Source organism: Moritella sp. 28 (assembly GCF_018219435.1).
Classification (GTDB): Bacteria; Pseudomonadota; Gammaproteobacteria; order Enterobacterales; family Moritellaceae; genus Moritella.
Genome location: NZ_CP056121.1, coordinates 2280204 through 2306656 on the forward strand (window position 1 = coordinate 2280204; position 26453 = coordinate 2306656).

Below are 26453 nucleotides of genomic sequence, written 5' to 3' on the forward strand. Positions count from 1 at the left end.
AGATGAATTTATTTAAAAATACTATTGCTGTAGGCATGCTACTACTTACATCTGGCGTGAATGCATCAAGTTTAGATTCTGTTAGCGCTCAAAATAATGGTGTTTTTCTTGCTATGCAACAATTACAGCTTGAGCAAGGTAAGCCCAGAAGCCGGGGTGTTGTTAATGCCGACATCTTATTTATTGATAGTAATATTACTAAAGCTGATCAACTGACTAAAAAGATGTTATCTGCGTATAACGCTATTGTTATCATTGGTGATAAATCAAACAATAAAACATTAATGATTGACCTTTTTGGTTTTGGTGTTCAACGTGATGTTATTGCAATTAGTAATATTCATGATTTAAAAACAAGAGAAATTAATACTTATAATGTCGGTAAAGATACAGCTGATATGAAAGTTGCTACTGTGTTATCTAGTGTGATCTCAAAACATATTAACTAAGTTATAATTTAACTGTACTTCTAACCACTGCTTAGCAGTGGTTTTTTTATTCAACGCCTTCAAATTATAAACTTCACCGTCACCTTTTGTTTATTGACTAACGGTAATACAGTTCATGCGACCAATCTGTGTAGGTAGCTTCAGGCATTTCTATTACAAATAGACCATCGTTTTTAAATGGCATTGTTGCTGAAATCATCCATCCGTGTCCATCGGGTAGTAGGTACTCATCAGGTCCTAATTCTGAATGATCATACATATAGATTTCATCACCATCTTTGATACAGCCGCTTTGCGGGCTTTTACGTCGTATTTTTAAGTAATCAGCGGCATTATTTTCTCGTGCGTAGTAATAACCCGACAAATTCCAATTCCAAAAGTAATTCGAATAGTTACCTGTGAGTGATAGTTGGATGTAATCATCATCATGTACGCAAAATGCATTTTTAGGTATCCAAGTATCAAGTTTAAATTCTATCGATAACGGATTATTCATATCGGCGGTTGTGATCCACTGCTCAGTATCAGCTTTAACGTAACTACCCGTATCTACGTGTTCAATTTTGATATTGTTGTACGGTGTGTTGCTTGGTCTAAAGCTTTGGGCTAGTGTCGTGTTATCAGCATATTCAAAAGCGGTTACAGGGAAATGATCTGAGTATTCATAAGCATAATATTTGTCAAGTGTGCCCGATATTTCTACTTTCGGTGATATCACATCGAGTATTTGGTTGTGCCAAAATTGAGGTTGTTGGTGATTCTTTTCAACCAAGATATAGTCGAGTAATTGACCTTTTAGGTTGGGATAACTGTCGTATGCTAACGCATTCACAGTTGGATCCCATGAATAGTCAGCACCAGCAAAACTGTCGGGTTCAGAGCTGTTTAAAGCTAATAACATTGAATTAAATTCAGTTGAATTTTTGACTACATTCAAATCGCCTGCAATGATGACCATTTCATTATTCGGGATGTTTTGTTGGGCGATATACTGGGTAATTTCTTCGAATTGTTGAGCTCGTATAGAGGCTGGATTTGAGCAACCGGGATCATCTGCCTGTACGTGTGTGGCGATAATATGGAATAACTTATTATCTTTCTTAATTTTGATGTAAACAAAACCTTTTTGAGATAGACCGTCTGCGCCACAAGCATTGGAAAATATATGCTGTGCTTTGTACATTATCGGATAACGGCTCATCATAAATACACCGCCATCTTCGGGGGTTGACGGACTCCAACTTCCGTCTGTGTTGTCCCAACCATTTATTTGTCGACCTAGAACAGGGGTGTAATAAGGGAAGCGTTCTTTTAATCCATCAGAGATAATTTGACTACTTTCATTATCAAATGCTTCGTTAAAAGAAACAATATCTGTGATGTCAAAAATGTTGGATTGTGTAAGAAGTTCCGCTCTTTTCGTTTGGCTGGTATGAAATAGTGTGCTTGAGAGCATATACACGTTATAACTCATTATTTTAGGTGGAGCCGTGTATTCCTCGGCGTTAATCATCGAGCTTGTTAGTATAGGTGCAGCTAAAATTAGATGTTTAATATTCACTTGAGTCCATCGTTTATTATTTTATTGTATTTCAATAGTGTCATACAGCACTTATAACTTACATACGGGTATTCATATAAAAACATCAAATATTTATTATAATAATTATAGTGTTAAGTGGTTCTGATTTAATCTATTTATGAAGACTTTATGAGAATGGGTATGCGTGAAAATAACTGAGCATAAAGGGCATATTTAGTTATTTTATCTTATTATCATATTTGAGAATTAACCGGGTATGAAATTTTAATCAAAGATGTATTTATATCTTTTATCACCTTTGACGAAAAACACTGTCCTTTAGGGCGGTGATGTAAGTCATTATTGCGTAGCAATAAGCACTTTTTTTTGTTACTAATATTGACATATTTGCACATAGAGTCTAAGTTTAGAACTTAGTGTTGTATATATATACAGTCATGTAAGGTGCTGAAAATTGAAACTTATTGCGTATAAATACAGGTTCTACCCAAACAATGAGCAGGTAACAATACTTGCTCATACATTTGGTTGTGTTCGTTTCGCTTACAATTCAGCGCTTGGCTTCTCTAAAGCGCAATACGAATTGGGTAATAAAACCAATTATAACGATTGGAGTAAAAACCTCACTCAGCTTAAAAAAAATCCCAACTTTTCATGGTTGAAAGCTGTTTCTAGCGTGCCATTGCAACAATCACTAAAGCATCTCGATAAAGGCTTTAAGTCATTTTTTAAATCAGGTTTTGGTTATCCTAAGTTTAAACATAAACACGGTAATCAATCTGCTAGCTATATGAGTAACGGCTTCAAATGGAGCGCGGACAAGCAATTACTAATACTCGCCAAAATGAAGCAAGCATTAAAGATTAAATGGTCACGGCCGTTTACTGGTACACCCAGCTCATTAACGGTATCAAAGACAACATCAGGTAAATATTTTGTATCAATGCTTGTAAAAGAAGATGTTAAGCAGCTACCAGTCGTGAATAAGACCGTCGGTGTTGATGTCGGTATTAAAGACTTAGCGATTTGTTCGGACGGAACAAAGTTCAATAATCCACGATTAACCAATAAATACGCGAAAAAACTCGCCAAGGCATCACGCAGATTAGCCAAAATGAAAAAAGGCTCTAACAACTTCAATAAACAAAAATTGACCCTTGCTAAGATTCACGAAAAGATAGCAAATTGCCGTAAAGACTTTACCCATAAAATGACGACGACACTTATAAACGAAAACCAAGTGATAGGGATCGAGTCATTGAAAGTCAAAAATATGGTTAAGAACCGTAAGCTATCTAAACATATCCACGATGCTAATTTCGGTGAAATAGTAAGGCAATTAGAATATAAAGCGGATTGGTACGGGCGTAAAGTATCAGCTATTAGCCAGTGGTTCCCATCGTCAAAGATGTGTAATGAATGTGGCTCGCTGTATTCAGGTGAGTGGTCATTAGCGATAAGAAACTGGTCTTGTTCGTGTGGTGCAACTCATGACAGAGATCATAACGCTGCTATCAATATTCACAATGAAGGGTTGAGGATAGCAGCTTAAATAATTTGTGGCGGTAGGTAGTACCGACACATTAAATGCTTGTAAGAGGTTTTAGAAGTCTAAAGTGATTTAATATCACAATGCTTAAACCGTTGACGACAAGAATCACCTTGCTTTAGCTGGGTGAGCTTCAAGATGTTTGAGATAAAAAATCTCTGCTCAATACGCTATCTAACATTACTATTTGCCCTAATCCTGCGCTTAAACTAGACTCATTAAAATAATTAAACACGAGAGTGCGAAGGGTTAAGGAGAACATTATGATAAAAAAAATCGGTATTATTTGCTTGGTATCGGCTTTGAGTTTTCCGGCCGTAGCAGCGAATCAATGCAACATTATTAAAAGTACTGTGTATGACACCTTTACCGCGATTGATGCTGCACGTATAGACCTTGAGACGTATCAAGCCGTTATAACTGATGATTCAACGTTTAAATTTGCTAATTGGCCCGCTTCTAAAGGGCGAGAGGCTATTCGCAAAGCACAAAAAGATTTCTTTAGCTCTGTTAAAGGGATGAGTCACAAGTTGCAGCGTATCTGGATAGATGAATGTAATGTAGCAGCAGAGGGGGTTGTGACTTATACCACAAAAGATAATAGACAAGTGTCTATCCCATTTGTCGATACGTTTATCTATGACAGTGATAACAAGGTGAGAGCTGTTAATATATACATAGATATCTCACCTTTAGAAAGTCAGAGTTCAGCTGCGCCGTAAACGATAGCGTCATATTGCGTCATGTTGTTACCTTCGTTCTACACCCCATATTAATCGGAATGGGGTGTGGAAAACGAAAGCTTATTTTTCGCCATAAATAGCAAAGCTATAACCAAACTGAGCTGCCCAGAGCTGATTTCCGTAATCGAAATGCCACCATTCATCTTCGTCAGATCGAAAGCCTGCACTTTCCATAGCCTGGCGCAACAGTCGGCGATTATCTCTTATCGCTATATCTCTTCCATCTTCTTCGTAGTAAAGCGTTGCAGCTTCAGCTCCGAAGTGATCGAAGCAAGTCCCCATATCAAGTTCGTTTCCATCTAAGTCAACTAATGTCAGATCAACAGAACCACCAGTCGCATGAGGTGGAACGCGTTCAGGATTATCTGGAACAGTGACAAACTTTCCAACTTCCTCCTTCAGTTGATCCTCATCCCATTCGGGGTGCTCTGTGCTGAGCTCTGACCAATATTTTTTATAAATATTATTTTGGACTTCTCTTGATCTCCAAGGATCCCAAATTTTGAAACGGTATTCTCCTAGGCGGTTACTAATCTGTATCAATTTGTTTACAACGCTTTCTCTAGCATAGAGATTTGGGTCATCTGAAAGGCCCATATTGAAATAGGCTGGTTCAAGGATGAAGCCGAGTTCGGCAAGGCAGAGCAGAGGTTCACCGTTTTCTTGTATTGGTATTTGTTCAAAAACAATATTCGTCATCAATTTTATTCCTAGATACGAGCGTATAACGCCAAATTTGGTAGCGAGTAATCTTATTTAATGCCACGCACATCAATATACGGGCTATATTATCTTAAATAAACAGTAGTGTTAAGCTGTCTAAATATGTATATGCTTTGTTATCAAACTGGTTGTTATCACCAAATGATCTTGTATTTACAGATTAATTTATAATAACCGTGACATAAAACACTTGCATCTAAATTACATTTAAATTACATTGTCGCCATTAAATCGAGCACCTCGATTATTTTGTTATTTTGTTTTTATATGGACTTTAAAATACAGTGATACAAATCATTAATCACACATTTCGTATTTCCCTACCGTACTTCTGATCTCTGATTAGCGCGAGCGCTTTACCGCTTTGCCTAAAATTTAGCATTTTCTATCTGTTGCTCAACGCAGCTATCTGTTCGCTTGTTTAAACTCTTGTCTTTAGCGTGATTAAAACGTTTTTAGGCGATTAAACATTCGAATATGCATTTTTTTATTTAAAATTTGAAGAATGATGAAAAACTCAAACCAAAACTCAAATCACAACAGTGATTGGTCTGATGTATTCGTACATCTTGATCCTAAAGCACAACCGCATTATCTTAACGCTATCGAGCATTCTGCACGCGAATTATCAGCGATGTTTACTGCTGTTGACGCACCGTATTCAGGGCTTGAACCTGCGCAGTTAAATGCAAAAATCATGGCGATGCCAATTGGTAAGTCGCCGATTGCCCCCTTGGCTGAAATCATTTCTAACAATGTTAACCTCATTGGTAAAAACTCAATTATCGTGCAACACCCGCATTGTATTGCGCATTTACACACGCCACCGTTAATCCCTGCACTGGCTGCTGAAACGATTATATCGGCATTAAATCAATCAATGGATTCATGGGACCAAGCGTCTTCTGCTACCTACGTAGAACAAAAAATGACAGATTGGTTGTGTGAGTTATTCGGTTATAACCTTGAGCAGTCAGCAACAAGCAATGGCGCTGATGGTGTTTTTACCAGTGGTGGTACGCAAAGTAACTTAATGGGTCTGTTATTGGCACGTGACCGTGCCGTAGAACAAATCTCAGGTGAAAGTGTGCAAAAAGACGGTTTACCAAGTTACGCGAAAAAGCTCCGTATCCTGTGCTCACAAACAAGTCATTTTACCGTGCAAAAATCAGCATCCCTAATGGGACTTGGCGAGCGTGCAGTGGTTACTGTGGAGACCGACGAGTTTGGTTGTTTAGATATTAACGCACTCACTGCAACGATTGTAGATCTAGAGTCGCAAGACTTGATCCCATTCTGTGTAGTTGGTACGGCGGGTACGACAGACCTTGGTGCGATTGATGATCTGCGAGCGATTGCGGCTATCAGCGAGCAGCATAATATGTGGTTCCACGTTGATGGTGCTTATGGCGGCGCATTGATCCTAAGCTCACACAAAGAGCGTCTGGCTGGTATTGAGCTAGCCGATTCGATCAGTACTGACTTCCACAAGTTGTTTTTCCAACCGATTAGCTGTGGCGCATTATTGATTCGTGATAACCACAACTTCAAATATCTGCTGCATCATGCGGACTATCTTAATCGTGAAACTGACGAACTACCAAACTTGGTGGATAAATCAATTGCGACAACAAAACGTTTTGATGCGTTGAAACTGTTGATGTCTATGCAAGCGTTAGGGACTGATAAATTTGGTGCGATGTACGATCACCTAATCAGCTTAACGCAAGATGTAGGCGGGTTAGTGACAGCGACAGATAAGTTTGAACTGTTGGCGCAACCGCAATTAAGCACTGTATTATTTAGATATAACCATTTATCTACAAACAGTGATGTAAGCATTGAGCATGAAGAAGAAATCAGCATGATCAATCAGCGTTTACGCTTAGACCTGTTAACTGCAGGGCAGGCTGTATTAGGCGAAACCAAAATTAATGGTTATACCTGCCTAAAGCTGACAATTTTGAACCCATGCTTGCAGTTAAGTGATTTTGAAGGACTGCTTAGTAAGATCGCTGATTTTGCTGAACTTCAAAGTTATATCAATTAGAGCTATATCAAATAACGCTAGCTTAGCGTTTATAGCAATAAATATAACAGTGGTTGATCTGTTTCGAATAGATCAGCCATTTATAAAATAACAATAAAGAATAAGTTTAAGGAATAGATATGTCTGTATTACAAATTGGTGCTGGTGGTGTTGGTTGGGTTATTGCGCATAAATGTGCTCAAAACAATGACGTGTTTGGTGATATCACAATCGCTTCACGTACAATCGCTAAATGTGACAAGATCATCACAAGTGTTCATCATCGCGACAACTTAAAAGACAAGACTCGCAGCTTAGTATCACGTGAAATCAACGTTGATAACAAAGATTGTCTAATTGCACTGATTGAAGAAGTGAATCCGGATCTTGTAATCAATGCCGGTCCTCCATGGGTTAACGTGGCAATTATGGCTGCGTGTGTAGCAACTAAAACGGCTTACCTTGATACATCTGTTGCAACGGATTTATGCAGTGAAGGTCAGCAAGTACCTGAGGCTTATGATCCACAATGGGCATTCCGTGACGACTTCGAAAAAGCCGATATCACAGGTATTCTTGGTGCAGGTTTTGATCCAGGTGTAGTAAGCGTATTTGCAACGTATGCTTATAAGCACTTGTTTGACGAAATCGATAGCATTGACGTTATGGATGTAAACGCGGGTGATCACGGTCAACGCTTTGCAACTAACTTCGATCCAGAAACAAACATGTTAGAGATCTTAGGTGATTCATTCTACTTTGAAAACAAAGAATGGCATCAAGTGCCTTGCCACAGCCGTGTAATGGAATTTGATTTCCCAGTTGTTGGTCAACAAAAAGTGTATTCAATGGCGCACGATGAAGTACGTTCATTAGCAGAATTCATTCCTGCTAAACGCATTGAATTCTGGATGGGTTTCTCTGATAACTACCTAAACTATTTTAACGTAATGCGTGACATTGGTTTATTAAGCCAAATACCAGTAACGACAACGGATGGTATTACGGTTGAACCACTGAAAGTATTGAAAGCGATCTTACCGGATCCAACATCACTTGCTGCTGGTTACACAGGTAAAACCTGTATCGGTACATGGGTACGTGGTACGAAAGCTGGCAAGCCGCGTAGCGTATTCGTTTACAACATCTGTGATCACGAAGAAGCCTACAAAGAAGTTGAGCACCAAGCGATTTCTTACACAACGGGTGTTCCTGCAATCACTGCCGCACTACTTTATTTCCAAGGTAAGTGGAGCGATGCTGGTTTGTTCAATGTAGAGCAGCTTAATCCAGATGACTTCTTAGAATTGATGCCACGCATTGGTCTAACGTGGGAAGTTCAAGAGTTGGATTGCGAGTAATGTCGACGACTGAAGTAACGAACCTGAAAACACCGTATTTCATGATCCACGAAGATAAACTGTTGCGTAATCTTGAGATCTGCAAGCAGTTAAAAGATTTTTCTGGCGTGAAACTGGTGTTGGCGTTGAAGTGTTTCTCGACATGGGGAACCTTCGACACCATTAGTAAATATTTAGACGGTACAACCAGCAGTGGACCGTACGAAGTAAAGCTCGGTCACGAAACATTTCCCGGTGAAACACATGCTTATAGTGTAGGTTACAGCGAAGATGACGTGATTTCTGTGCGTGATATTGCCGATAAAATCATTTTTAACTCGGTATCACAACTCGAACGCATGCTGCCTTTGCTTAACGCAGCGAGCAGCGTTGGTCTGCGTATTAACCCTGAAGTGAGTTATGCGGGACAAGATCTTGCTGATCCTGCACGCGCTTATTCTCGTTTAGGCGTTAAACAAGCGGGTCTTACTGTTGAAACAGTGTCTAAACTTGATGGTTTGATGTTCCACATGAATTGTGAAAATAAGGATTTTGTTGCTTATAACGCTATCCTGAACACAATTTCAGAGCAGTTTTCTGCGCACTTAGATCAAGTATCTTGGGTTAGTTTAGGCGGTGGTTTGTTCTTTACTTATCCGGGTTACCCTGTGGCGGACTTAGCATTAGCGCTTAAAGCCTTTGCTGAGAAGCACCAAGTACAGCTTTATTTGGAACCGGGTGAAGCGGTTATTACTGATACGACAGATCTAGTTGTGTCGGTATTAGATGTTGTTGAAAATGATAAAAAAACCGCGATTGTAGACAGTGCAACTGAAGCACATCGTTTAGATACCCTAATCTATAATGAGCCTGCGAGTTTTGCTGAAGCAAGAGAAGATGGCGAACATCCTTACATTATTGGCAGCTGTTCATGTCTGGCGGGGGATATATTTGGTGAGGCCAATTTTCCACAGCCATTACAAGTCGGTGATCGTTTAACTATTAAGGATTCAGCGGGTTACACCATGGTGAAACTGAACTGGTTTAATGGCCTTAAAATGCCAAGTATCTACTACAAGCGTATTGCTAGCGATGACGTTAATGGGACGCGTGTTGAAGGTAAAATAGAAACCTTGAATCAATTTGATTATCAGGATTTCAAGGCCACGTTGGGTCAAGATTAATCTTGCCGAATGTAAGTAACAATATGACTGATACCTTTCACAAGGTGGCAATTATGAATAAAAGATCAGAGAAGGTTGGAAACGACGTGAGCGAAGTTTTAAATTATGTGACAGAAATGAATAATGATGAGTCAGTGATGCGTCCACAAACGCCCGCTGTGTTAAATCTTGCTTCGTTTCTGAGTCAGCCAGCACGTGTGCTAGCGACTAATAGCTATTTACAACGCCAAGAACAGCGTGAATCAAATGCACGCAGTTATCCGCGTCGTTTGCCATTTGCGTTAAAACGCGGGCAAGGTATCTTTGTTGAAGATACTGAACAACAGATTTTTATTGATTGTTTAGCTGCTGCTGGTACGTTAGCACTGGGTCATAGTCACCCCGATGTGACAGAAGCTTTGATACAAGCTGTGCAATCAGAAGTACCAATGCAAACGTTAGATCTGATGACACCTGTTAAAGATCAGTTTATGACGCAATTATTGGATCTGCTACCGGGTAATATGGCTGAACATGCACGCATTCAAATGTGTAGCCCTTGTGGTTCAGATGCAGTTGAAGCTGCATTAAAATTGGCTAAAATTGCCACTGGTCGTCGTTCTATACTGGCATTTTCGGGTGCTTATCATGGCATGACGCATGGCGCGTTAGCTATGATGGGTAATTTAGGACCTAAATCTGCATTGAGTATGACAGGGGCTGATGTCCAAATCATGCCATTCCCGTATGCACCTCGCTGTCCTTATGGATTAGGTGAAACAGGGATTAAAGCCAGTCTTTATCAGCTAGAGACTATGCTAACAGATCCTGAGTCGGGTGTTGCTAAACCCGCTGCAATCATTGTTGAAGCAGTGCAGGGCGAAGCTGGTTCATTACCTGCAGCTCCAACATGGCTTAAAGGTTTACGTGATATTACTAAACGTCACGGTATTGTCCTTATCATTGATGAAATTCAAGCGGGTATGGGGCGTACGGGTAAAGTATTTGCCTTTGAACATGCAGATATCGAACCTGATGTGATCGTGGTATCTAAAGCTCTAGGTGGTGGCCAACCATTAGCTGCAGTCATTTATCACAGTGATTTTGATAAATGGGAACCAGGTGCACACGCGGGGACATTCCGTGGTAATCAATTGGCTATGGCATCGGGGTTGGTGGTGATGCGTCACCTTGCGCAAGACCAACTGCACTTACATGCGGGTGCAATGGGCGCTAAGTTAAAACATGACTTAGAAGCGATTGAAAGTGATGTTATCGGTGACGTTCGTGGCCGTGGCTTGATGTTAGGTATCGAAATTGTTGATCCTAATGGCGAACGAGATGCGTTAGGTAATCTACCGCAAGATGGTCAACGTGCGAAAGGTATTCAACAAGCGGCATTACGCCGAGGTTTGATTATCGAATTAGGCGGCCGCTTTGGTTCAACTATTCGGATGTTACCGCCACTGATTATCCTGGCTGAGGAGATTGATGTGGTTGTCGCTATCTTAACGGATGCGGTTAACTCAGTTGGTTAATGCTTAATGGTAATGGTTAAATAGGTATCGCAAACATTTCAACTTAATAAAAAGGCCTTTAGTACTGTATAAAACAATGCTTAAGGCCTTTTTTGTTTGTGTAGTTTAGCTTGTTACTTACAACGTCTTATCTCAGCTTAAACTGACCCACAATAGCGACTAATTGTTCATTTGAACTTGCTAGATTGCGTGTACTGTCCATGGTTTTATCCCCGTTTTCGGTCAGTTGATTAACCATACCTTGGATCATGGTCATGTTACGGTTGATTTCCTCCGTTACTGAACTCTGTTCTTCGGCTGCGGTTGCGATCTGAATACCTAGGTCATTAATCTGCATGACAGAATTGGTCATTGAATCGAGGTTGTCATTAACACTTGCGGTGGTCGTTGCTGTTTGCTGACAACTGGCTTTGGTGATGTCCATCGCACGAACAACCATGTCTGCGCCGTTACGTAGACGGGCTAACATTTCGTTAATCTCAGACGTACTTTGTTGTGTGCGTGCTGCTAGCGTACGCACTTCATCAGCGACAACGGCAAAACCACGACCTTGCTCACCTGCACGTGCTGCTTCAATCGCGGCATTTAATGCCAGTAAGTTAGTCTGGTCTGCAATTTCACCAATAACACTCAATACAGTACTGATCCTATCGGTGTCTTCATTCATTGTTTGAATGTTCAGGGCCATTGCTTCAACTTCATTAACTAAGTCTGCCACCCCGTGCACAGCACCTTCTACAACCGCTTTTGATTGATGTGCCTCGTCTGCAGATTGCTGAGTAAAGGTTGCAGATTGCGCCGCATTTTGGGCAACGCTGTCAGCGGTTGAACTCATTTCTGTTATCGCGACAACAACCTGGTCTGTTTCACTCGCATGATCGATGAGTACTGTATTATTGTGCTCAGTCTGTGTTCTCAGTTGCTCAATTCCTGAGGAAATATGATCTGTTGATTGTGATATTTCTAACATCATCTCTTGTAAGTTGCTTACGAATCGATTTACCGCCTCGGCAATCTGACCCAAATCATCATTGCTGTTTACTGCTAAGCGTTGTGTTAAATCAGCGTTGCCTTGAGCAAGGTCTACAATCGTTGACTTTAACGCCAGAATTGGACGGTATAATCGATTAAGTGCGGCATATACGATAGCGGATGCAACGAGAATAAGGAGCAGGGCACTGAGTATGCTGTCTTTTAATAGCGCTTGTACTGCTGCATAGTGAGCAGATTGGTCTACTGTGATGAGTAAATGCCAGCTTATCGAGTCATCTAACTTGATGCTTTCAAAGTAGCTTACTTTATCAGCACCATTAACAGTGAAGTTTGTTACGCCTTCATCTTTGTTTAGCATTTCTTGTTGTAGTTGCGAATAACCCCTGTCATCAGCTAGCCTGCTTTGTCCTGGATTACGGATCTGCTCTGTTGATGCGATTGTGGTGCCTTGGTTATCGTGTAAGCTTGTTACCGCGTTGGCAAATGCTGATGCACGAACCATCTCATTCAACACTCCTAACTCGATATCGGCAAGCAATACACCTTCAAGTTGACCATTTTTATAAAACGGTGAAGCAATACTGATAAGTAATTGTTTAGTTAGCGCATCTTTATACATTGCAGTTACGATCGTGGTGCGTTTTTGCTGTGCTAGGGTATACCAGTCTCGTGTACGAGGATCGTAACTTGCCAAATCTCGCTTGCCACTTGCTGCGCCATAAGAACGACCGTCTGCAAAACCGACTACGATATCACTGGCTTTTGTCGCCGCGGTGATTTGTCGAACCATGAGGTTTAATTGCTCGTCATTACGCGTTTTCGAAAAATCGGGTGCAGTCGCAATCAGACCTTCTTTAATAGTCTGAAACCAAGTGTTGATTTTTGCCGATGTGGTATCTACTTTTAATGCCGAGTAATCGTTGATATTACTCGACATTGAAGAAGATAATTGGCGATAAGAAAAGAAATTAGAAATAGTTAAGGTGATTATTAAGAGCAGAATAATGACAGATATTATTCGTCCTTTAAAACTTGATAGAAAATCCACGTGAATAAATACCCTTTAATGATTAGAAATCTTGCTATTCAACTGATTTGCCAATATATATTCAGATTATGGCAATTTTTTGAACATCCTATCATTCATATGAAGGTTTCGGTAGGGTTTTGTAAGCTTATGTAACGTTAGTTTTGGCGTGAAGTTCTTGATTATGATTCAATATAAAACTTTGTGGCTATAAACGCCACAAAGTTAAATATTTTATATTGTGGCTATTCTAGTTTAAATTGGCCAACAATAGCTAGTAGCTGTTCATTGCAACTTGCTAGATTACGTGTGCTATCCATGGTCTTTTCGCCATTTTCAGTAAGTTGATTAACCATGCTTTGGATCATCGTCATATTACGATTAATTTCTTCGGTCACCGAACTTTGTTCTTCAGCTGCGGTTGCTATTTGGATGCCAAGATCATTAATTTGCATGACAGAGTCTGTCATTGAATCGAGGTTATCATTGACACTTGCTGTCGTTGCGGCTGTTTGTTGACAGCTTGCTTTAGTGATGTCCATCGCACGTACAACCATATCGGCCCCGTTGCGTAAGCGTGTAAGCATCTCGTTAATTTCAGATGTACTTTGTTGAGTTCTTGCTGCAAGTGTACGTACTTCGTCAGCAACCACGGCAAAGCCACGACCTTGCTCACCTGCACGCGCAGCTTCAATTGCAGCATTTAATGCAAGTAGGTTAGTTTGGTCTGCAATTTCGCCAATCACACTTAATACTGAACTGATCTTATGGGTATCTTCATTCATTGTTTGAATGTTAAGCGCCATCGCTTCAACTTCATTTACTAAGTCTGCTACCCCATGTACAGCACCTTCGACAACGGCTTTTGAGCTGTGAGCATCGTCAGTTGTTCGCTGAGTGAAGGTGGCAGATTGCGCGGCACTTTGAGCAACACTATCTGCTGTTGAGCTCATTTCTGTTACCGCAACAACCACTTGGTCTGTTTCACTTGCATGATCGATAAGTACTGAATTGTTACGCTCTGTCTGTGCTTTTAATTGCTCAACACCCATTGATATATGGTCTGTTGATTCTGATATCTCTAACATCATACGTTGTAAATTACTGACAAACGCATTCACTGATTCGGCAATTTGACCGAGGTCATCACGGCTATTCACCGCTAAGCGTCGAGTCAGGTCTGCATCGCCTTGTGCTAAGTCATAAACAGTCGCTTTTAAAGCCAGGATAGGTCGGTATAAACGTGAAAGGGCGATAAATATAATAATCGAGGCAAGAATGACAAGTAATACATTACTTATGATTGAGTTATTCAGGCTGTTTTGAACAGGTAAGAAAAGCACTGATTTATCAATGGTAACAACAATTCTCCAGCTTGATTTATCATCTAAGTGTAGCCTTGTATAGTAAACAATTTGGTTTACACCATTGTTTTCAAGTTCAAATGAGCCCGTATTTTTTTGAAAGATTTCTCTTTGAAGCCTTGTATAAGCACTACTATAAGATTGCATTTTGTTACCAATGACTTCTCGTTCATCTGTCGATGCGATTGTCATCGTATTGATGTCATATAGACTGGTAGTGGCTCCAAAAAATGCTGATTTGTTGATCATATCTTTAAGCATATTTAAGTTAATATCAGCTAATAGTACACCTTTAAATTGGCCATCTTCATAAAAAGGTTCGGCAATACTGATGAGCAGTTCACCAGAGATAGCATGCTTATAAATGTCGGTGATTACTGTCGCTTGATTTTGGCGTGCACTTTTATACCAAGCTCTTGTTCTTGCATCTAAGACAGATAATGGAATAAATCCCTCTAATGCGCTAAATGTACGCCCATCTTCATAACCTACAATTATATCAGTAGCTTTAGTGGCATTCGCAACTTGTTTCACCATGCGTAATGTCTGTTCATCGTCTCTCGTTATAGTAAAACTTGGTGCCGTCTGAGTTAATGCATCTTTAATGGTTTCAAACCAGTCGGTAATTTTATCAGTAGTGCTCTGGACTTTTAATTTTGAGTATTGATCAATATTATTTACCATTGAATTTGATAATTGCTTATAGGAAATATAACTCGCAATTGTCAGTGAGGTTATCAATAATAAAATAACAACCGAGATGATTCTTCCTTTAAAACTCGCCATAAAGCCCATTAAATAAAACCCTTTGAAATTATAATTTTGTGTATTTTAATGATTAAAAGTACGTATTAACTTTGTATAAATGTTAATTAGTATGTGATAGTCAGCGGATGATATATATAAGATAACTTGTTGTATATACTTAGTGTCGACAATTCAGTGAAAACTTACGATGGCTTACAATTGTAAGAAGCGCTTTAAACAATAATCATTTTTAAATGGCCATTATTAAATCGGTAGACCTTCAAAATGATGAAGGCCTACATCAAATCAAATTATTGCAGCTTGAACTGTCCAACAATGGTAAGCAGTTGATCGTTCGTACTTGCCAGGGTATGTGTACTATCCATGGTTTTTCCACCATTTTCGGTTAGCTGAGAAACCATGCTTTGAATCATTGTCATGTTACGGTTTATCTCTTCTGTTACAGAGCTTTGTTCTTCTGCCGCCGTTGCAATTTGAATACCGAGGTCATTAATCTGCATAACTGAATTCGTCATAGAGTCAAGACTCTCATTCACACTTGCTGTTGTATCTGCGGTTTGCTGACAACTCAATTTCGTTGCATCCATGGCTTTTACAACGGTATCAGCACCACTGCGTAGGCGAGTTAGCATCTCATTAATCTCTGAGGTACTTTGCTGGGTTCTTGCGGCTAGCGTTCTAACTTCATCTGCAACCACCGCGAAGCCTCGACCTTGTTCACCTGCACGTGCCGCTTCAATCGCAGCATTTAGCGCGAGTAGGTTAGTTTGATCTGCAATTTCACCAATCACACTTAATACCGAGCTAATTTTGTGAGTATCTTCATTCATAGTTTGAATGTTTAACGCCATTGCTTCAACTTCATTTACTAAGTCTGCAACTCCGTTTACTGCACCTTGAACGACCGTTTTAGATTGGTGTGCCTCATCGGTTGATTTTTGTGTGAAGGTTGCACTTTGCGCAGCACTTTGAGCCACACTGTCAGCTGTCGAACTCATTTCTGTTACTGCGACAACGACCTGATCTGTTTCACTTGCGTGGTCAATTAATACGGTATTATTGTGTTCTGTATGGGATCTAAGTTGCTCAATACCGCTAGAAATATGTGTTGTTGATTGCGATATTTCTAACATGATTGTTTGGAGATTAGCAATAAAGGTATTTACCGCTTCAGCAATCTGCCCTAAATCATCTTTACTTGTTACTTCAAGTCGCTGAGTTAAATCGCCATTACCTTGCGCTAGGTCTTGAACCGTCGATTTCAGTGCGATGATTGGTTGGTAGAGTTTATTCAGACAAATGAATATTAACAAGGTCACAATAAGCGTCATTATAATAGCAGTGATAAGCGAATCCTCTAAGCTGTCTGCGATCACAGCGTAGTGAGCCTTTTTATCTACCGTTACCAATATATGCCAGCTTAGCTGGTTATCAAGTTTAATTGAATCAAAATAGCTGATTTTTTCTTTGCCATTAACGGGATGGGTTAGCTTACCAGCGTCTCCTGTTAGCATTGTCTGTTGTAGTTCTGTTAGAGCACTATTGTCTGCAAGTTTTGATTTTCCTGGATCTTCTATTTTATCTGTTGACGCGATTATAGTGCCAGCCTCGTCAAATAGGCTAGTGCTCGCATGGTCAGATGCTGATGATTTAACGATATCTTCAAGTATGTTTAGCTCGATATCAGCAAGTAATACACCGACCAGTTGCCCATCTTTATAGAAAGGTTCAGCAATACTCACTAATAAATTATTAGTCAGTGCGTCTTTATACATCGGGGTTATAATTGTTGTACCTGTACGTTTCGCGTCTTCATACCAAGCACGAGAACGAGGGTCGTAATCAGCGACATAACGAGTGCCTGTCATAGCACTGTACGAGCTGCCATCTTCAAACCCAACAAGAATATCCGTTGCTTTTGTTGATGCATTAATCTGTTGAACCATTAAGTTAATTTGGTATTCGTTATGCGGTTTGGCAAAGTCAGGAGCTGTTCCGATTAAACCATCTTTAATAGTTTGAAACCATGCGTTTATTTTGTCTGACGTGCTATGTATTTTTAGTGTTGAGTAGCTATCGATATCGTCTTTAATTAATAAAGACATTTGACGATAAGAAAGTAAATTCGAAATTGCTAGCGTTGTAATAAGCAGTAACATAATAACTGTAATTATCCGGCCTTTAAAACTTGATAAGAAATTCACGTGGGTACATCCTTATAATCATTAGTATCGGGAGTGTTAATGCGCATGATAACGCGACAACACTATCGTAATTACATTGTTATTAGCTTATCGGCAGGGAAAATAGACATCGCATTTTTAATGCCCAATAGTTGATCTTAGTCACTAAATTTTAGCATCTCTAATCATTAAGTATTAATGCATACCTTGGGTTAGATTGAGTCTTGAGGGATTTAGAGTGGTGATACGTGTGTGGCTTTAGGGGACGTTAGCAATGAATTAATGCGTTGTTCCAAAGCTGAATAAGGTTCAACGCATTGCTTAAAGGTTTATTTATTTCAGTTTGAACTGGCTAACAATACTCATTAGCTGTGTATTACTACTTGCTAAGTCATGGGTGCTATTGAGTGTCTTTTCACTGTTACTTGTTAATTGCTGTACCATATGTTGAATCGCGGTCATGTTACGATTAATTTCTTCCGTTACTGAGCTTTGTTCTTCTGCCGCTGTGGCGATTTGAATGCCAAGATCGTTTATTTGAAGTACTGACTCTGTCATTGAATCTAGGCTTTCATTCACACTTTCAGTTGTTTCCGCTGTCTGCTCGCAGCTCGTTTTTGTGGTTTTCATTGCTTGCACAACAGAGTCCGCACCGTTACATAAGCGGGTTAGCATATCGTTAATTTCAGAGGTACTTTGTTGTGTTCTAGCTGCTAATGTACGCACTTCATCTGCGACGACTGCGAATCCACGACCTTGATCACCTGCTCGAGCAGCTTCAATTGCGGCGTTTAATGCGAGTAAATTCGTTTGGTCTGCAATTTCTCCAATGACACTTAATACTGAATTAATTTTATTGGTATCTTCATTCATCGTTTGAATGTTCAATGCCATCTTATCAACTTCTGTAACGAGCTCTGCAACACCGAATACCGCACCTTTAACCACTTCTTTCGAACGTCTTGCTTCATCTGTTGATTTTTGTGTGAAAGTTGCTGATTGAGCAGCACTTTGAGCAACGCTATCTGCTGTTGAACTCATCTCTGTAATCGCAACAACAATCTGTTCTGTTTCAGCCGCATGCTCTAGTAGTACATTATTATTGTGTACTGTCTGAGAACGAAGTGCTTCAATACCGTCTGAGATATACTCTGTTGATTGGGATATATCTAACATCATCCCTTGTAAATTAAGCGTGAATTTATTCACCGCGTCTGCAATCAGACCTAAGTCATCATTACTTTGAACATTGATACGGCGGGTTAAATCAGCATTACCATTAGCAAGATCTACAATGGTTTCTTTTAGCGTGAGGATAGGGCGATATAAACGGTTTAGGGACAATAAGCTAATCATAGACGCCAGAATAACGAGGATGAGTCCAGTGATAAGTGCGCTGTCTAAGCCTTCTTTAATCTCGATAAAATGAGAAGACTTGTCTACTGTGATAGCCACTTTCCAAGAAATAGTATCGTTAAGGTTTAATGTCGTGAAATACGCAAGCGTTGTTGCCTTATCTTGGCTAAATTCGAAAGTACCTTCTTGGTTACTTGAGATCATGTCTTTAAGTGGTGTCAATGTCGCATTGGCTGAGTCCATCGGCTTACCTACGATTTGACTATCATCTGTTGACGCGATGGTCATGCCTGTCATGTCATATAAATTAAGCGTGGTATCTGCAAATGATGAATTCTTAATAAAGTTACTGACTGTTTCTAAGCGAATATCAGCTAATAATGCCCCTGAAAATTGGCCATTATAATAGAAGGGTTCAGCAATACTTATCATCAATCCGCCCGTTGTAGCATCACTGTAAATACCGGTAATGATTGTAGCGCCTTTTTGTTTTGCATCTTTATACCAGTCGCGAGTACGTGGATCATAGCTTTCTAAACTTAGCTTGCCGTCTATGGCTGTAATTGCTTTACCGTCTTCATAAGCAGCCAAAATATCATTTGCGTCGGTAGCGAGAAATACTTGTTTCACCATGAGTAATAATTGCTCATCATCACGAGGGATTGCAAAATCAGGCGCTGTTGCAGCTAAACCTTTTTTGATGCCTTGAAACCAACTGTTAATTTTGTTGGCTGTGCTATCGACTTGTAGCTGTGAATATTTATCAATATTACCTACGATAGAAGTAGATAATTGTCGGTAAGAAATAAAACTCGATATCACGAGTGAGGAAATGACGAGTAATATCACTACTGTAATGATACGGCCTTTAAAACTGGATAAAAAATTCACGTTAACTTAATCCTTACATAACGGTATTAATTGATAGTAGAAGGGTAGAAGACATAGCCCGCAGGTACCATATCCATATGGTTCTTTATTGTATATTTCTTTATATTATAATCTGTATCTAGATCACTTTAATTGCGGTTAACTACCTATTAATTTTGTAATTATGGTAATTATCATTATTTTATGACCTGTAAAGTCGGTGGTAATAGTGTTATGAACTTATTTATCTTGATAGTCGTTATGGCGTCACTTAATTGATCAATATCATACCGAAAGTAAAGCTAAGTAATATTATTCGACACTGATAATAATCCATTGTAGGCTCTAAAAATTTCCAACTTATGGTCCCCTATTTATTATGAAATCTATCTTTAAGCCGTTATTATTCGTTTTTGTTTCTTTGTTTGCGCTTGCTGGCTGCAGTGAGGACAATAGTCCAAAAGAAGGGAGCGAATATACCATTATCCCGACGCCTATGTCTGATTTGCCTGATGTTGTAGAGATTTTTTCCCTTGCGTGCGGCAATTGTAAGAACATGGAAACAATGATTCCTGTAATGGAAGATATGACCAAAATCGATTTTGCCAAAACCCACGTAACGTTTAATGAAAGTGCGCAACGTTCGGCTTATGTTTATTATGCAGCAGCAAATCAAAATGGTGGTAAACCGAGTTCAGAGATGATGGCTGATCTGTTTACTTATACGCAAACTGGTACGGGTGCGGATAATCATGATCATGGTGAAGGTCAAAAGAATGAAGAACCTGCTGAACATATGACGCCAGCACAGAAAAAAGAACAGATGATAGCCATATTTAAAAAATATAACATGAAGAGCCCAATCGATTTAAACGAAGCTGAACATGAAGCGGTATATCAGCAAATGGTTAAAGCAGAAAAGGTTGTGACTAACGCTAATATTGCATCTGTACCTGTTTTCTTAGTAAAAGGTAAGTACTTAGTTAATTCTGGTGCGCATAAAACATTAAAAGAGCTGGCTGCGACTATTTCTTACTTAAATACTTTAGAGCAATAGCCTTTAATTACATCATATAACAGATATCAATACTGAGGAGTTGCATTTATGTGGCTCTTTTTTTTGTATTTTTTCAGGGTTAAATATCGAATGGTTGTATATTATGTGTTTTTATATCGACTTTCATTCAAAGGTTAATAGTATTGTTTGTGACGGCAAGCAGGTACTATTGTAGTTCATTTGATAAATAATATGGTAAAAATGGTTGATAACAGTAGACATTATGTTTAATGAATTTTATTATTCTCTGTAATAATTAAACAGAGAAGTATATGCAATGACATTAGCAGCAATTGATTACCGCGCAGAGAACAGCGCTGAAGCGTTTGTAAAATCGCTTCGTGAAACAGGTTTTGGTGTATTAACTAATCACCCGATTAATCCGGAATTAGTTCGAACTATTTATACTGAATGGCAAGCGTTTTTCGAAACAGAAGAAAAACATGATTTCTTGTTTAAACCAGAAACGCAAGATGGTTTTTTCCCTGCAACTGTTTCTGAAACAGCAAAAGGCCACAGTGTTAAAGATATTAAAGAATATTTCCATGTATATACTTGGGGCCGTATTCCTGAGTCATTAAAAGAAAATATTCTAGCGTATTACGAGCAAGCAAATGCACTTGCCGCTGAGCTACTTGATTGGGTTGAAGAATTTTCACCTGCCGATGTGTCTGCCACATACAGCATGCCATTGTCAAAAATGGTTGAAGAAAGCTCGCTTACGCTACTACGCGTATTGCATTACCCTCCAATGACGGGCGATGAAGAAGTGGGTGCTATTCGAGCAGCGGCACATGAAGATATTAACATGTTAACAGTTTTACCTGCTGCTAATGAGCCAGGTTTACAAGTACAGAAACAAGATGGTAGCTGGTTAGATGTACCAAGTGATTTTGGTAACATCATTATTAACATTGGTGACATGTTGCAAGAAGCATCGGGTGGGTATTTTCCATCGACAACGCACCGAGTGATAAACCCTGAAGGTGCTGATATGACTAAAGCGCGTGTTTCGCTACCGCTATTTTTACACCCTAATTCAGAGGTTGTATTATCAGAGCGTTATACCGCAGGTGAATACTTAACAGAAAGACTGCGTGAGCTAGGTGTTCTTTAACATTCTAGACTAAAAGTATTTAATAACGAAAACATCAAGTATTGCTCGGATAGTTGATGTTTTCGTTTATTGTTTAACTTGCTAATAAGTATTGATAGTTCACTACGCCTATTTCAGATACCAGTACTTGTGTTGCTTGTGCATGACTCATCTTAGTCTCTGCTTTTTCAACCAAGATCATCGCCTCAATATCGGCCAATTCAAATCCCGCTAAATTCAAATTAATTAACACGGATTGCAGTGGTGATAGCGATGGATTAAATGCCGCATTTTCAATGTAACGACCTGTAATTACAGTACCTGATGTTGTTCTTAACGCGATGCCAGCATGGCAATGGCTGTAGGGTGCATAGCTTGTATTTGCTGCTTGAAGTGCGACCTCAGTAAGTGTTGAGTTATGACCACTAATTGCGGATGCTGAGTCGCTACTAAGTGTCAACGATACCGCTTCTGCAGTAAGGAGGGGAGAGGTTACACCTAAGTCACTTGGGCCAAATGAATCAGGTAATAGGGCTGACAGTGGTTTGCTACCGCTGGCTTCAAGGTTCACAATTAATTCGTTAGCACAGCTTAATTCATTCATAAACTGGCGGCAGTGACCACAGGGGCTTGCGGTAATTGTAATATCTAAAATTTCTGTTTCATGGTGACTAAATACATTATTGATAGCGGCTTGTTCAGCATGAACACTGTTGAATAATGCTTGATTCGAAAATTCATAGTTAGCACCGAAATACAGATTACCAGATCCTGCTCGTGCAATTGCGCCGACATTAAACTCAGAGATCGGTGCAACAGAATAGGCAGCAGCGAGGGGTAACAAACTGAATAATAATTCAGGTGTTTCAAGTGCTGAATGCAGTTGTAATAAGTCGACATCGGCAGCACTAATTATACCTTTAAAATCAGGTTTAGAGATTATAGGTAGAACATGGCTTTGAAGTGATTTCGGTAAACTGGAAAGTGCTGTTTGAAGATTTTTTTTCATAAAAATTGGCCTTATTAAAAAGTGGCACTGAATAGAGAATTAAATTCTATCTGAGTGCCACTTTGCAACTAAATCCAATTTATTACAAGATCAAAGCTCTAAATTATAAAACTTTTAGTACTAAACCGTTTAGATAATAACCTTCTGGATAGAAGCTAGCCGTTGGGTGGTCACCTGCTTGTGATAAACGTTCAACGATATAAGCATCACGACCAGCATCCAGTGCTGCATCCGCAACAATTTTCTGGAATAAACCATCTTCCATAAGGCCTGAACATGAGAATGTTAACAGTGTACCGCCTGGCTTAAGTACTTGCATTGCCACAAAGTTGATGTCTTTATAACCACGACAAGCACCTTTCATTTGCGCTTTGTTTTCTGCAAATTTAGGGGGGTCAAGAATGATCGTATCAAATGTACGGCCTTCTTCACGGAACTTACGTAATAGTTTGAATACGTCGGCACGTTCAAAAGAGGCATTTGAAAGGTCAAGGTTGTTGTGCTCTGCATTACGTTTAGCAATATCTAGTGCAGGCTGTGATAAATCTACGTTGGTAATTGACTTAGCACCAGCTTGTAGCGCGTAAACACCAAAACCACCCGTGTAAGAGAAGCAGTTAAGCACGTCTTTGCCTTTTGCATATTTTGCAGCTGCTTTACGGTTATCACGTTGATCAAGGTAGAAACCAGTTTTGTGGCCACCTTTAATATCAACTTCAATTTTAACGCCATTTTCTTCAATGATCACTACTTCTGGTGGCTCTTCACCTTTAAGAACACCTTGTACTAGCTCTAGGCCTTCCTTTTTACGTACTGCTACATCTGAACGTTCGTAGATGCTGCACTCTGGGTAAAGAACGCTTAATGCTGCAACAAGTGTGTCACGGTGAAAATCGGCACCTGCTGATAATAACTGACATACTAAGAAATCGTTGTAACGATCGATTGTGATACCTGGAAGGCTATCAGATTCAGCTGCGATTAAACGGTAGCCAGTTAGGCCTTTTTCTTCGATTAACTCATCACGTAATGATTGCGCTTGTTTGATGCGCTTTTCAAAGAATGCTTGATCGATTTCTACGCCACGGTCGTAATGCCACACTCGTACACGAATTTGAGATTCTGGAGAGTAGCTACCAGATGCTAGCCATTCACCGCCGGCACTCATGATATCAACTGTGTCACCAGCTGTTGCTTCGCCTTTCACTTTTGAAACTGCGCCAGAGAAGATCCACGGGTGTCTACGTTTAAGTGCTTTTTCTTTGCCTTTAGCAAGGATAATTTGAGCTGTCATTTAAATCTCTTATTCTTCTATAGTAGATAGATAAAAAGGGACTCAGTGTGAGTCCCTTTAAAGTTAGTGATAATAATAGCGATGAAACACTATTTTTATGACTAAACCGTCTTACATTACGCGCATGCCAGGTTCAGAACCTTCATCCGGGTTTAGTACGAAAATATCGCTGCCGCCAGGGCCAGCAGCAAGTACCATACCTTCTGACATACCAAACTTCATCTTACGTGGTGCTAAGTTAGCAACCATAACCGTTAAGCGACCTTCAAGTTGCTCTGGTTCGTAAGCTGATTTGATACCAGCAAATACTTGACGCGTTTCGCCGCCTACATCTAAGGTTAGCTTAAGTAATTTCTTAGCGCCTTCAACATGTTCAGCTTTTACAATTTTAGCAATACGTAAGTCAACTTTTGCAAAATCATCAAATGCGATCATTTCACCAATTGGCTCATCTTTAAGGTGCTTATCAGAAGCAAGATCAAGCGGTGTTTCCTCAACAACTTCTTCTTTCTCTTCTTCAGCAACGACTAAGTTTTGCTTAGATGCTTCAACCATAGTTTCAACTTTGTCCATTTCAACGCGTTGCATTAACGGCTTGAACTTGTTGATTTCGTGGTCTGTTAATACTGTTTTGTAGCTATCCCAGTTAAAATCATCGTTTAAGAATTTTTCAACTTCAGCAACCATTTCTGGTAATACAGGTTTCAAGTAAACTGATAGGATACGGAATAAGTTGATACCCATAGTACAAACAAGGTGTGCTTCTGCTTCACAACCTTCTTGCTTGATAAGTTGCCACGGTGCTTTGTCTGCAATGTAAGCATTTGCTTTATCAGCAAGTGCCATGATTTCTTTAATTGCTTTGCTAAAATCACGCGTTTCGTAATATTGAGCAATAGTATCGCCAGCAGCAACGAATTCAGCTAATAATTCAGGTTCTGAAATTTCGCTTGCTAGTTTTGCATCAAAACGTTTGTAGATGAAACCAGCAGTACGGCTTGCAAGATTCACTACTTTACCAACAACGTCAGAATTTACGCGTTGTGCAAAATCTTCTAGATTTAAATCTAAATCCACAATCTTGTTGCTTAGTTTTGCTGCGTAGTAATAACGTAGGTATTCTGGATTTAGGTTGTCTAGGTAAGTACGCGCCATGATGAATGTACCGCGTGATTTAGACATTTTCTTACCGTTTACAGTAACAAAACCGTGTGCAAATACAGCTGTTGGCTTACGGAAACCCGTGCCTTCAAGCATTGCTGGCCAGAATAGGCTGTGGAAATTAACGATGTCTTTACCAATGAAGTGATAAAGTTCAGTTGTTGAATCTTTTTTGAAGTACTCGTCAAAATCAAGATCATCACTACGATCACAAAGGTTTTTGAAACTACCCATGTAACCGATCGGCGCGTCTAACCAAACGTAGAAGAATTTACCTGGTGCATCAGGAATTTCGAAACCAAAGTAAGGTGCATCACGGCTGATATCCCACTGTTGAAGGCCAGCTTCAAACCATTCAGCAAGTTTATTCGCGATTTCGTCTTGTAATGTACCAGAGCGTGTCCATGCTTGTAACATATCGCCAAATGCAGGTAGATCAAAGAAGTAATGCTCTGAATCTTTAAGAATTGGTTCTGCACCTGAAACGACTGATTTTGGAGCGATTAAATCAGTTGGAGAGTACGTTGCGCCACAGTTGTCGCAGTTATCACCATTTTGATCTTCACTCTTACATTCAGGGCAAATACCTTTAACAAAGCGATCTGGTAAGAACATTTGTTTTTCAGGATCGAATAGCTGTGAAATTACACGTGTTTTGATATGACCATTGTCGCGTAGACGCGTGTAGATCATGCTTGCAAGTTCACGGTTTTCATCACTGTGCGTTGAATGATAGTTATCAAAACCAACATTGAAATCAGCAAAATCAGCCATATGCTCAATTTTAGTCTGCGCGATCATTGCTTCCGGCGTAATACCGCGCTCTTGCGCTTTAAGCATGATTGGCGTGCCGTGGGCGTCATCTGCACATACATATGTACATGTGTGACCACGTTGCTTTTGGAAACGAACCCAGATGTCAGTCTGGATATACTCAAGCATATGACCTAAGTGAATAGGACCGTTGGCATAGGGTAATGCGCTTGTTACTAAGATTTTGCGTTCTGATGTCATAAAAATCTGATTCATCTTGTGGTGAAAAATAAAGTTATCCGATGTTACCTGATACGACTTCTAAAGCATAGATGTTAGGCTAAAAACCCTGCGTTTTTTAGCGTATTTATTTGTGATTCTTTGCTTTATCATTGATATAGTAGATTAATAAAGTATAAATGCTTAAAAGCTAAACACTTACAAG

General features: G+C 39.6%; 18 protein-coding genes. 9 read left to right on the top strand and 9 right to left on the bottom strand.

Features of this window, described 5'->3' with window-relative positions; genetic code table 11:
• Positions 1 to 2: 2 nt before the first annotated feature.
• On the top strand, positions 3 to 449 hold the full coding sequence (locus HWV02_RS10200) for a hypothetical protein (RefSeq protein ID WP_211679543.1): 447 nt from the start codon (positions 3 to 5) through the stop codon (positions 447 to 449).
• A gap of 97 nt (positions 450 to 546) precedes the next feature.
• On the opposite strand, the gene sph is transcribed toward HWV02_RS10200, so the two are convergent.
• Positions 547 to 2010, bottom strand: coding sequence for a sphingomyelin phosphodiesterase (sph, locus tag HWV02_RS10205; protein ID WP_211690399.1), 1464 nt, complete (start codon positions 2008 to 2010; stop codon positions 547 to 549).
• Positions 2011 to 2446: 436 nt separating this feature from the next.
• Between sph and HWV02_RS10210 the strand changes: the two genes are divergently transcribed.
• Together HWV02_RS10210 and HWV02_RS10215 are read left to right on the top strand one after the other, a co-directional pair.
• The gene (locus HWV02_RS10210; RefSeq protein ID WP_211677026.1) at positions 2447 to 3544 is read left to right on the top strand and encodes an RNA-guided endonuclease TnpB family protein; all 1098 of its coding nucleotides are present in this window, start codon (positions 2447 to 2449) and stop codon (positions 3542 to 3544) included.
• A 260-nt stretch (positions 3545 to 3804) separates the two neighbouring features.
• Positions 3805 to 4263 (top strand): nuclear transport factor 2 family protein, encoded by a 459-nt coding sequence (locus tag HWV02_RS10215; RefSeq protein WP_211690400.1) that lies wholly within the window; start codon positions 3805 to 3807, stop codon positions 4261 to 4263.
• Between the two features lie 81 nt (positions 4264 to 4344).
• On the opposite strand, the gene HWV02_RS10220 is transcribed toward HWV02_RS10215, so the two are convergent.
• Positions 4345 to 4983 (bottom strand): M15 family metallopeptidase, encoded by a 639-nt coding sequence (locus HWV02_RS10220; protein WP_211675229.1) that lies wholly within the window; start codon positions 4981 to 4983, stop codon positions 4345 to 4347.
• 529 nt (positions 4984 to 5512) lie between these two features.
• Here HWV02_RS10220 and HWV02_RS10225 point away from each other — a divergent pair.
• The 4 genes from HWV02_RS10225 (at position 5513) to HWV02_RS10240 (ending at position 11077) form a co-directional block, all read left to right on the top strand.
• The gene (locus tag HWV02_RS10225) at positions 5513 to 7057 is read left to right on the top strand and encodes an aspartate aminotransferase family protein (protein ID WP_211690401.1); all 1545 of its coding nucleotides are present in this window, start codon (positions 5513 to 5515) and stop codon (positions 7055 to 7057) included.
• Between the two features lie 119 nt (positions 7058 to 7176).
• Positions 7177 to 8397, top strand: a complete 1221-nt coding sequence (locus HWV02_RS10230) for a carboxynorspermidine synthase (RefSeq protein ID WP_211690402.1) — start codon at positions 7177 to 7179, stop codon at positions 8395 to 8397.
• Positions 8397 to 9560: a carboxynorspermidine decarboxylase gene (gene nspC / locus HWV02_RS10235; protein WP_211679549.1), complete on the top strand. Its 1164-nt coding sequence runs from the start codon at positions 8397 to 8399 to the stop codon at positions 9558 to 9560. The genes HWV02_RS10230 and nspC overlap by 1 nt, the downstream gene beginning before the upstream one ends.
• Positions 9561 to 9613: 53 nt before the next feature.
• Positions 9614 to 11077: a diaminobutyrate--2-oxoglutarate transaminase family protein gene (locus HWV02_RS10240; RefSeq protein ID WP_211690403.1), complete on the top strand. Its 1464-nt coding sequence runs from the start codon at positions 9614 to 9616 to the stop codon at positions 11075 to 11077.
• A gap of 127 nt (positions 11078 to 11204) precedes the next feature.
• Here HWV02_RS10240 and HWV02_RS10245 read toward each other — a convergent pair whose 3' ends face one another.
• From HWV02_RS10245 to HWV02_RS10260, 4 genes are all read right to left on the bottom strand, one after another.
• Positions 11205 to 13118, bottom strand: coding sequence for a methyl-accepting chemotaxis protein (locus HWV02_RS10245; RefSeq protein WP_211690404.1), 1914 nt, complete (start codon positions 13116 to 13118; stop codon positions 11205 to 11207).
• Positions 13119 to 13342: 224 nt separating this feature from the next.
• Positions 13343 to 15256 (bottom strand): methyl-accepting chemotaxis protein, encoded by a 1914-nt coding sequence (locus HWV02_RS10250; protein ID WP_211690405.1) that lies wholly within the window; start codon positions 15254 to 15256, stop codon positions 13343 to 13345.
• Positions 15257 to 15519: 263 nt separating this feature from the next.
• Positions 15520 to 17433 (bottom strand): methyl-accepting chemotaxis protein, encoded by a 1914-nt coding sequence (locus tag HWV02_RS10255; RefSeq protein ID WP_211690406.1) that lies wholly within the window; start codon positions 17431 to 17433, stop codon positions 15520 to 15522.
• Between the two features lie 312 nt (positions 17434 to 17745).
• Complete coding sequence (locus HWV02_RS10260) at positions 17746 to 19659, bottom strand: methyl-accepting chemotaxis protein (RefSeq protein ID WP_211690407.1); 1914 nt, start codon at positions 19657 to 19659, stop codon at positions 17746 to 17748.
• Between the two features lie 358 nt (positions 19660 to 20017).
• On the opposite strand from HWV02_RS10260, the gene HWV02_RS10265 reads away from it, so the two are divergent.
• Together HWV02_RS10265 and HWV02_RS10270 are read left to right on the top strand one after the other, a co-directional pair.
• On the top strand, positions 20018 to 20695 hold the full coding sequence (locus tag HWV02_RS10265) for a thiol:disulfide interchange protein DsbA/DsbL (RefSeq protein ID WP_255550651.1): 678 nt from the start codon (positions 20018 to 20020) through the stop codon (positions 20693 to 20695).
• Between the two features lie 277 nt (positions 20696 to 20972).
• Complete coding sequence (locus tag HWV02_RS10270; protein WP_211679555.1) at positions 20973 to 21812, top strand: isopenicillin N synthase family oxygenase; 840 nt, start codon at positions 20973 to 20975, stop codon at positions 21810 to 21812.
• A gap of 73 nt (positions 21813 to 21885) precedes the next feature.
• Here the strand turns inward: HWV02_RS10270 and cdd are convergent, their stop codons facing one another.
• The 3 genes from cdd to metG form a co-directional block, all read right to left on the bottom strand.
• Positions 21886 to 22800 (bottom strand): cytidine deaminase, encoded by a 915-nt coding sequence (gene cdd / locus HWV02_RS10275; RefSeq protein ID WP_211690408.1) that lies wholly within the window; start codon positions 22798 to 22800, stop codon positions 21886 to 21888.
• A 103-nt stretch (positions 22801 to 22903) separates the two neighbouring features.
• Positions 22904 to 24094 carry a class I SAM-dependent methyltransferase gene (locus HWV02_RS10280; RefSeq protein WP_211679557.1) on the bottom strand — a complete coding sequence of 397 codons (1191 nt, stop codon included), beginning with the start codon at positions 24092 to 24094 and terminating at the stop codon, positions 22904 to 22906.
• A gap of 111 nt (positions 24095 to 24205) precedes the next feature.
• On the bottom strand, positions 24206 to 26269 hold the full coding sequence (gene metG / locus HWV02_RS10285) for a methionine--tRNA ligase (protein WP_211690409.1): 2064 nt from the start codon (positions 26267 to 26269) through the stop codon (positions 24206 to 24208).
• Positions 26270 to 26453 lie beyond the last annotated feature (184 nt).

Bases quoted from the DNA above. Each gene is read 5' to 3' on its own strand.
- HWV02_RS10280 (WP_211679557.1), bottom strand. From the start codon at position 24,094: ATGACAGCTCAAATTATCCTTGCTAAAGGCAAAGAAAAAGCACTTAAA.
- nspC (WP_211679549.1), top strand. From the start codon at position 8,397: ATGTCGACGACTGAAGTAACGAACCTGAAAACACCGTATTTCATGATC.
- HWV02_RS10230 (WP_211690402.1), top strand. From the start codon at position 7,177: ATGTCTGTATTACAAATTGGTGCTGGTGGTGTTGGTTGGGTTATTGCG.
- HWV02_RS10220 (WP_211675229.1), bottom strand. From the start codon at position 4,983: ATGACGAATATTGTTTTTGAACAAATACCAATACAAGAAAACGGTGAA.
- cdd (WP_211690408.1), bottom strand. From the start codon at position 22,800: ATGAAAAAAAATCTTCAAACAGCACTTTCCAGTTTACCGAAATCACTT.
- HWV02_RS10250 (WP_211690405.1), bottom strand. From the start codon at position 15,256: ATGGGCTTTATGGCGAGTTTTAAAGGAAGAATCATCTCGGTTGTTATT.
- HWV02_RS10215 (WP_211690400.1), top strand. From the start codon at position 3,805: ATGATAAAAAAAATCGGTATTATTTGCTTGGTATCGGCTTTGAGTTTT.
- HWV02_RS10225 (WP_211690401.1), top strand. From the start codon at position 5,513: ATGATGAAAAACTCAAACCAAAACTCAAATCACAACAGTGATTGGTCT.
- HWV02_RS10265 (WP_255550651.1), top strand. From the start codon at position 20,018: ATGAAATCTATCTTTAAGCCGTTATTATTCGTTTTTGTTTCTTTGTTT.
- HWV02_RS10240 (WP_211690403.1), top strand. From the start codon at position 9,614: ATGAATAAAAGATCAGAGAAGGTTGGAAACGACGTGAGCGAAGTTTTA.
- HWV02_RS10200 (WP_211679543.1), top strand. From the start codon at position 3: ATGAATTTATTTAAAAATACTATTGCTGTAGGCATGCTACTACTTACA.
- HWV02_RS10270 (WP_211679555.1), top strand. From the start codon at position 20,973: ATGACATTAGCAGCAATTGATTACCGCGCAGAGAACAGCGCTGAAGCG.
- metG (WP_211690409.1), bottom strand. From the start codon at position 26,269: ATGACATCAGAACGCAAAATCTTAGTAACAAGCGCATTACCCTATGCC.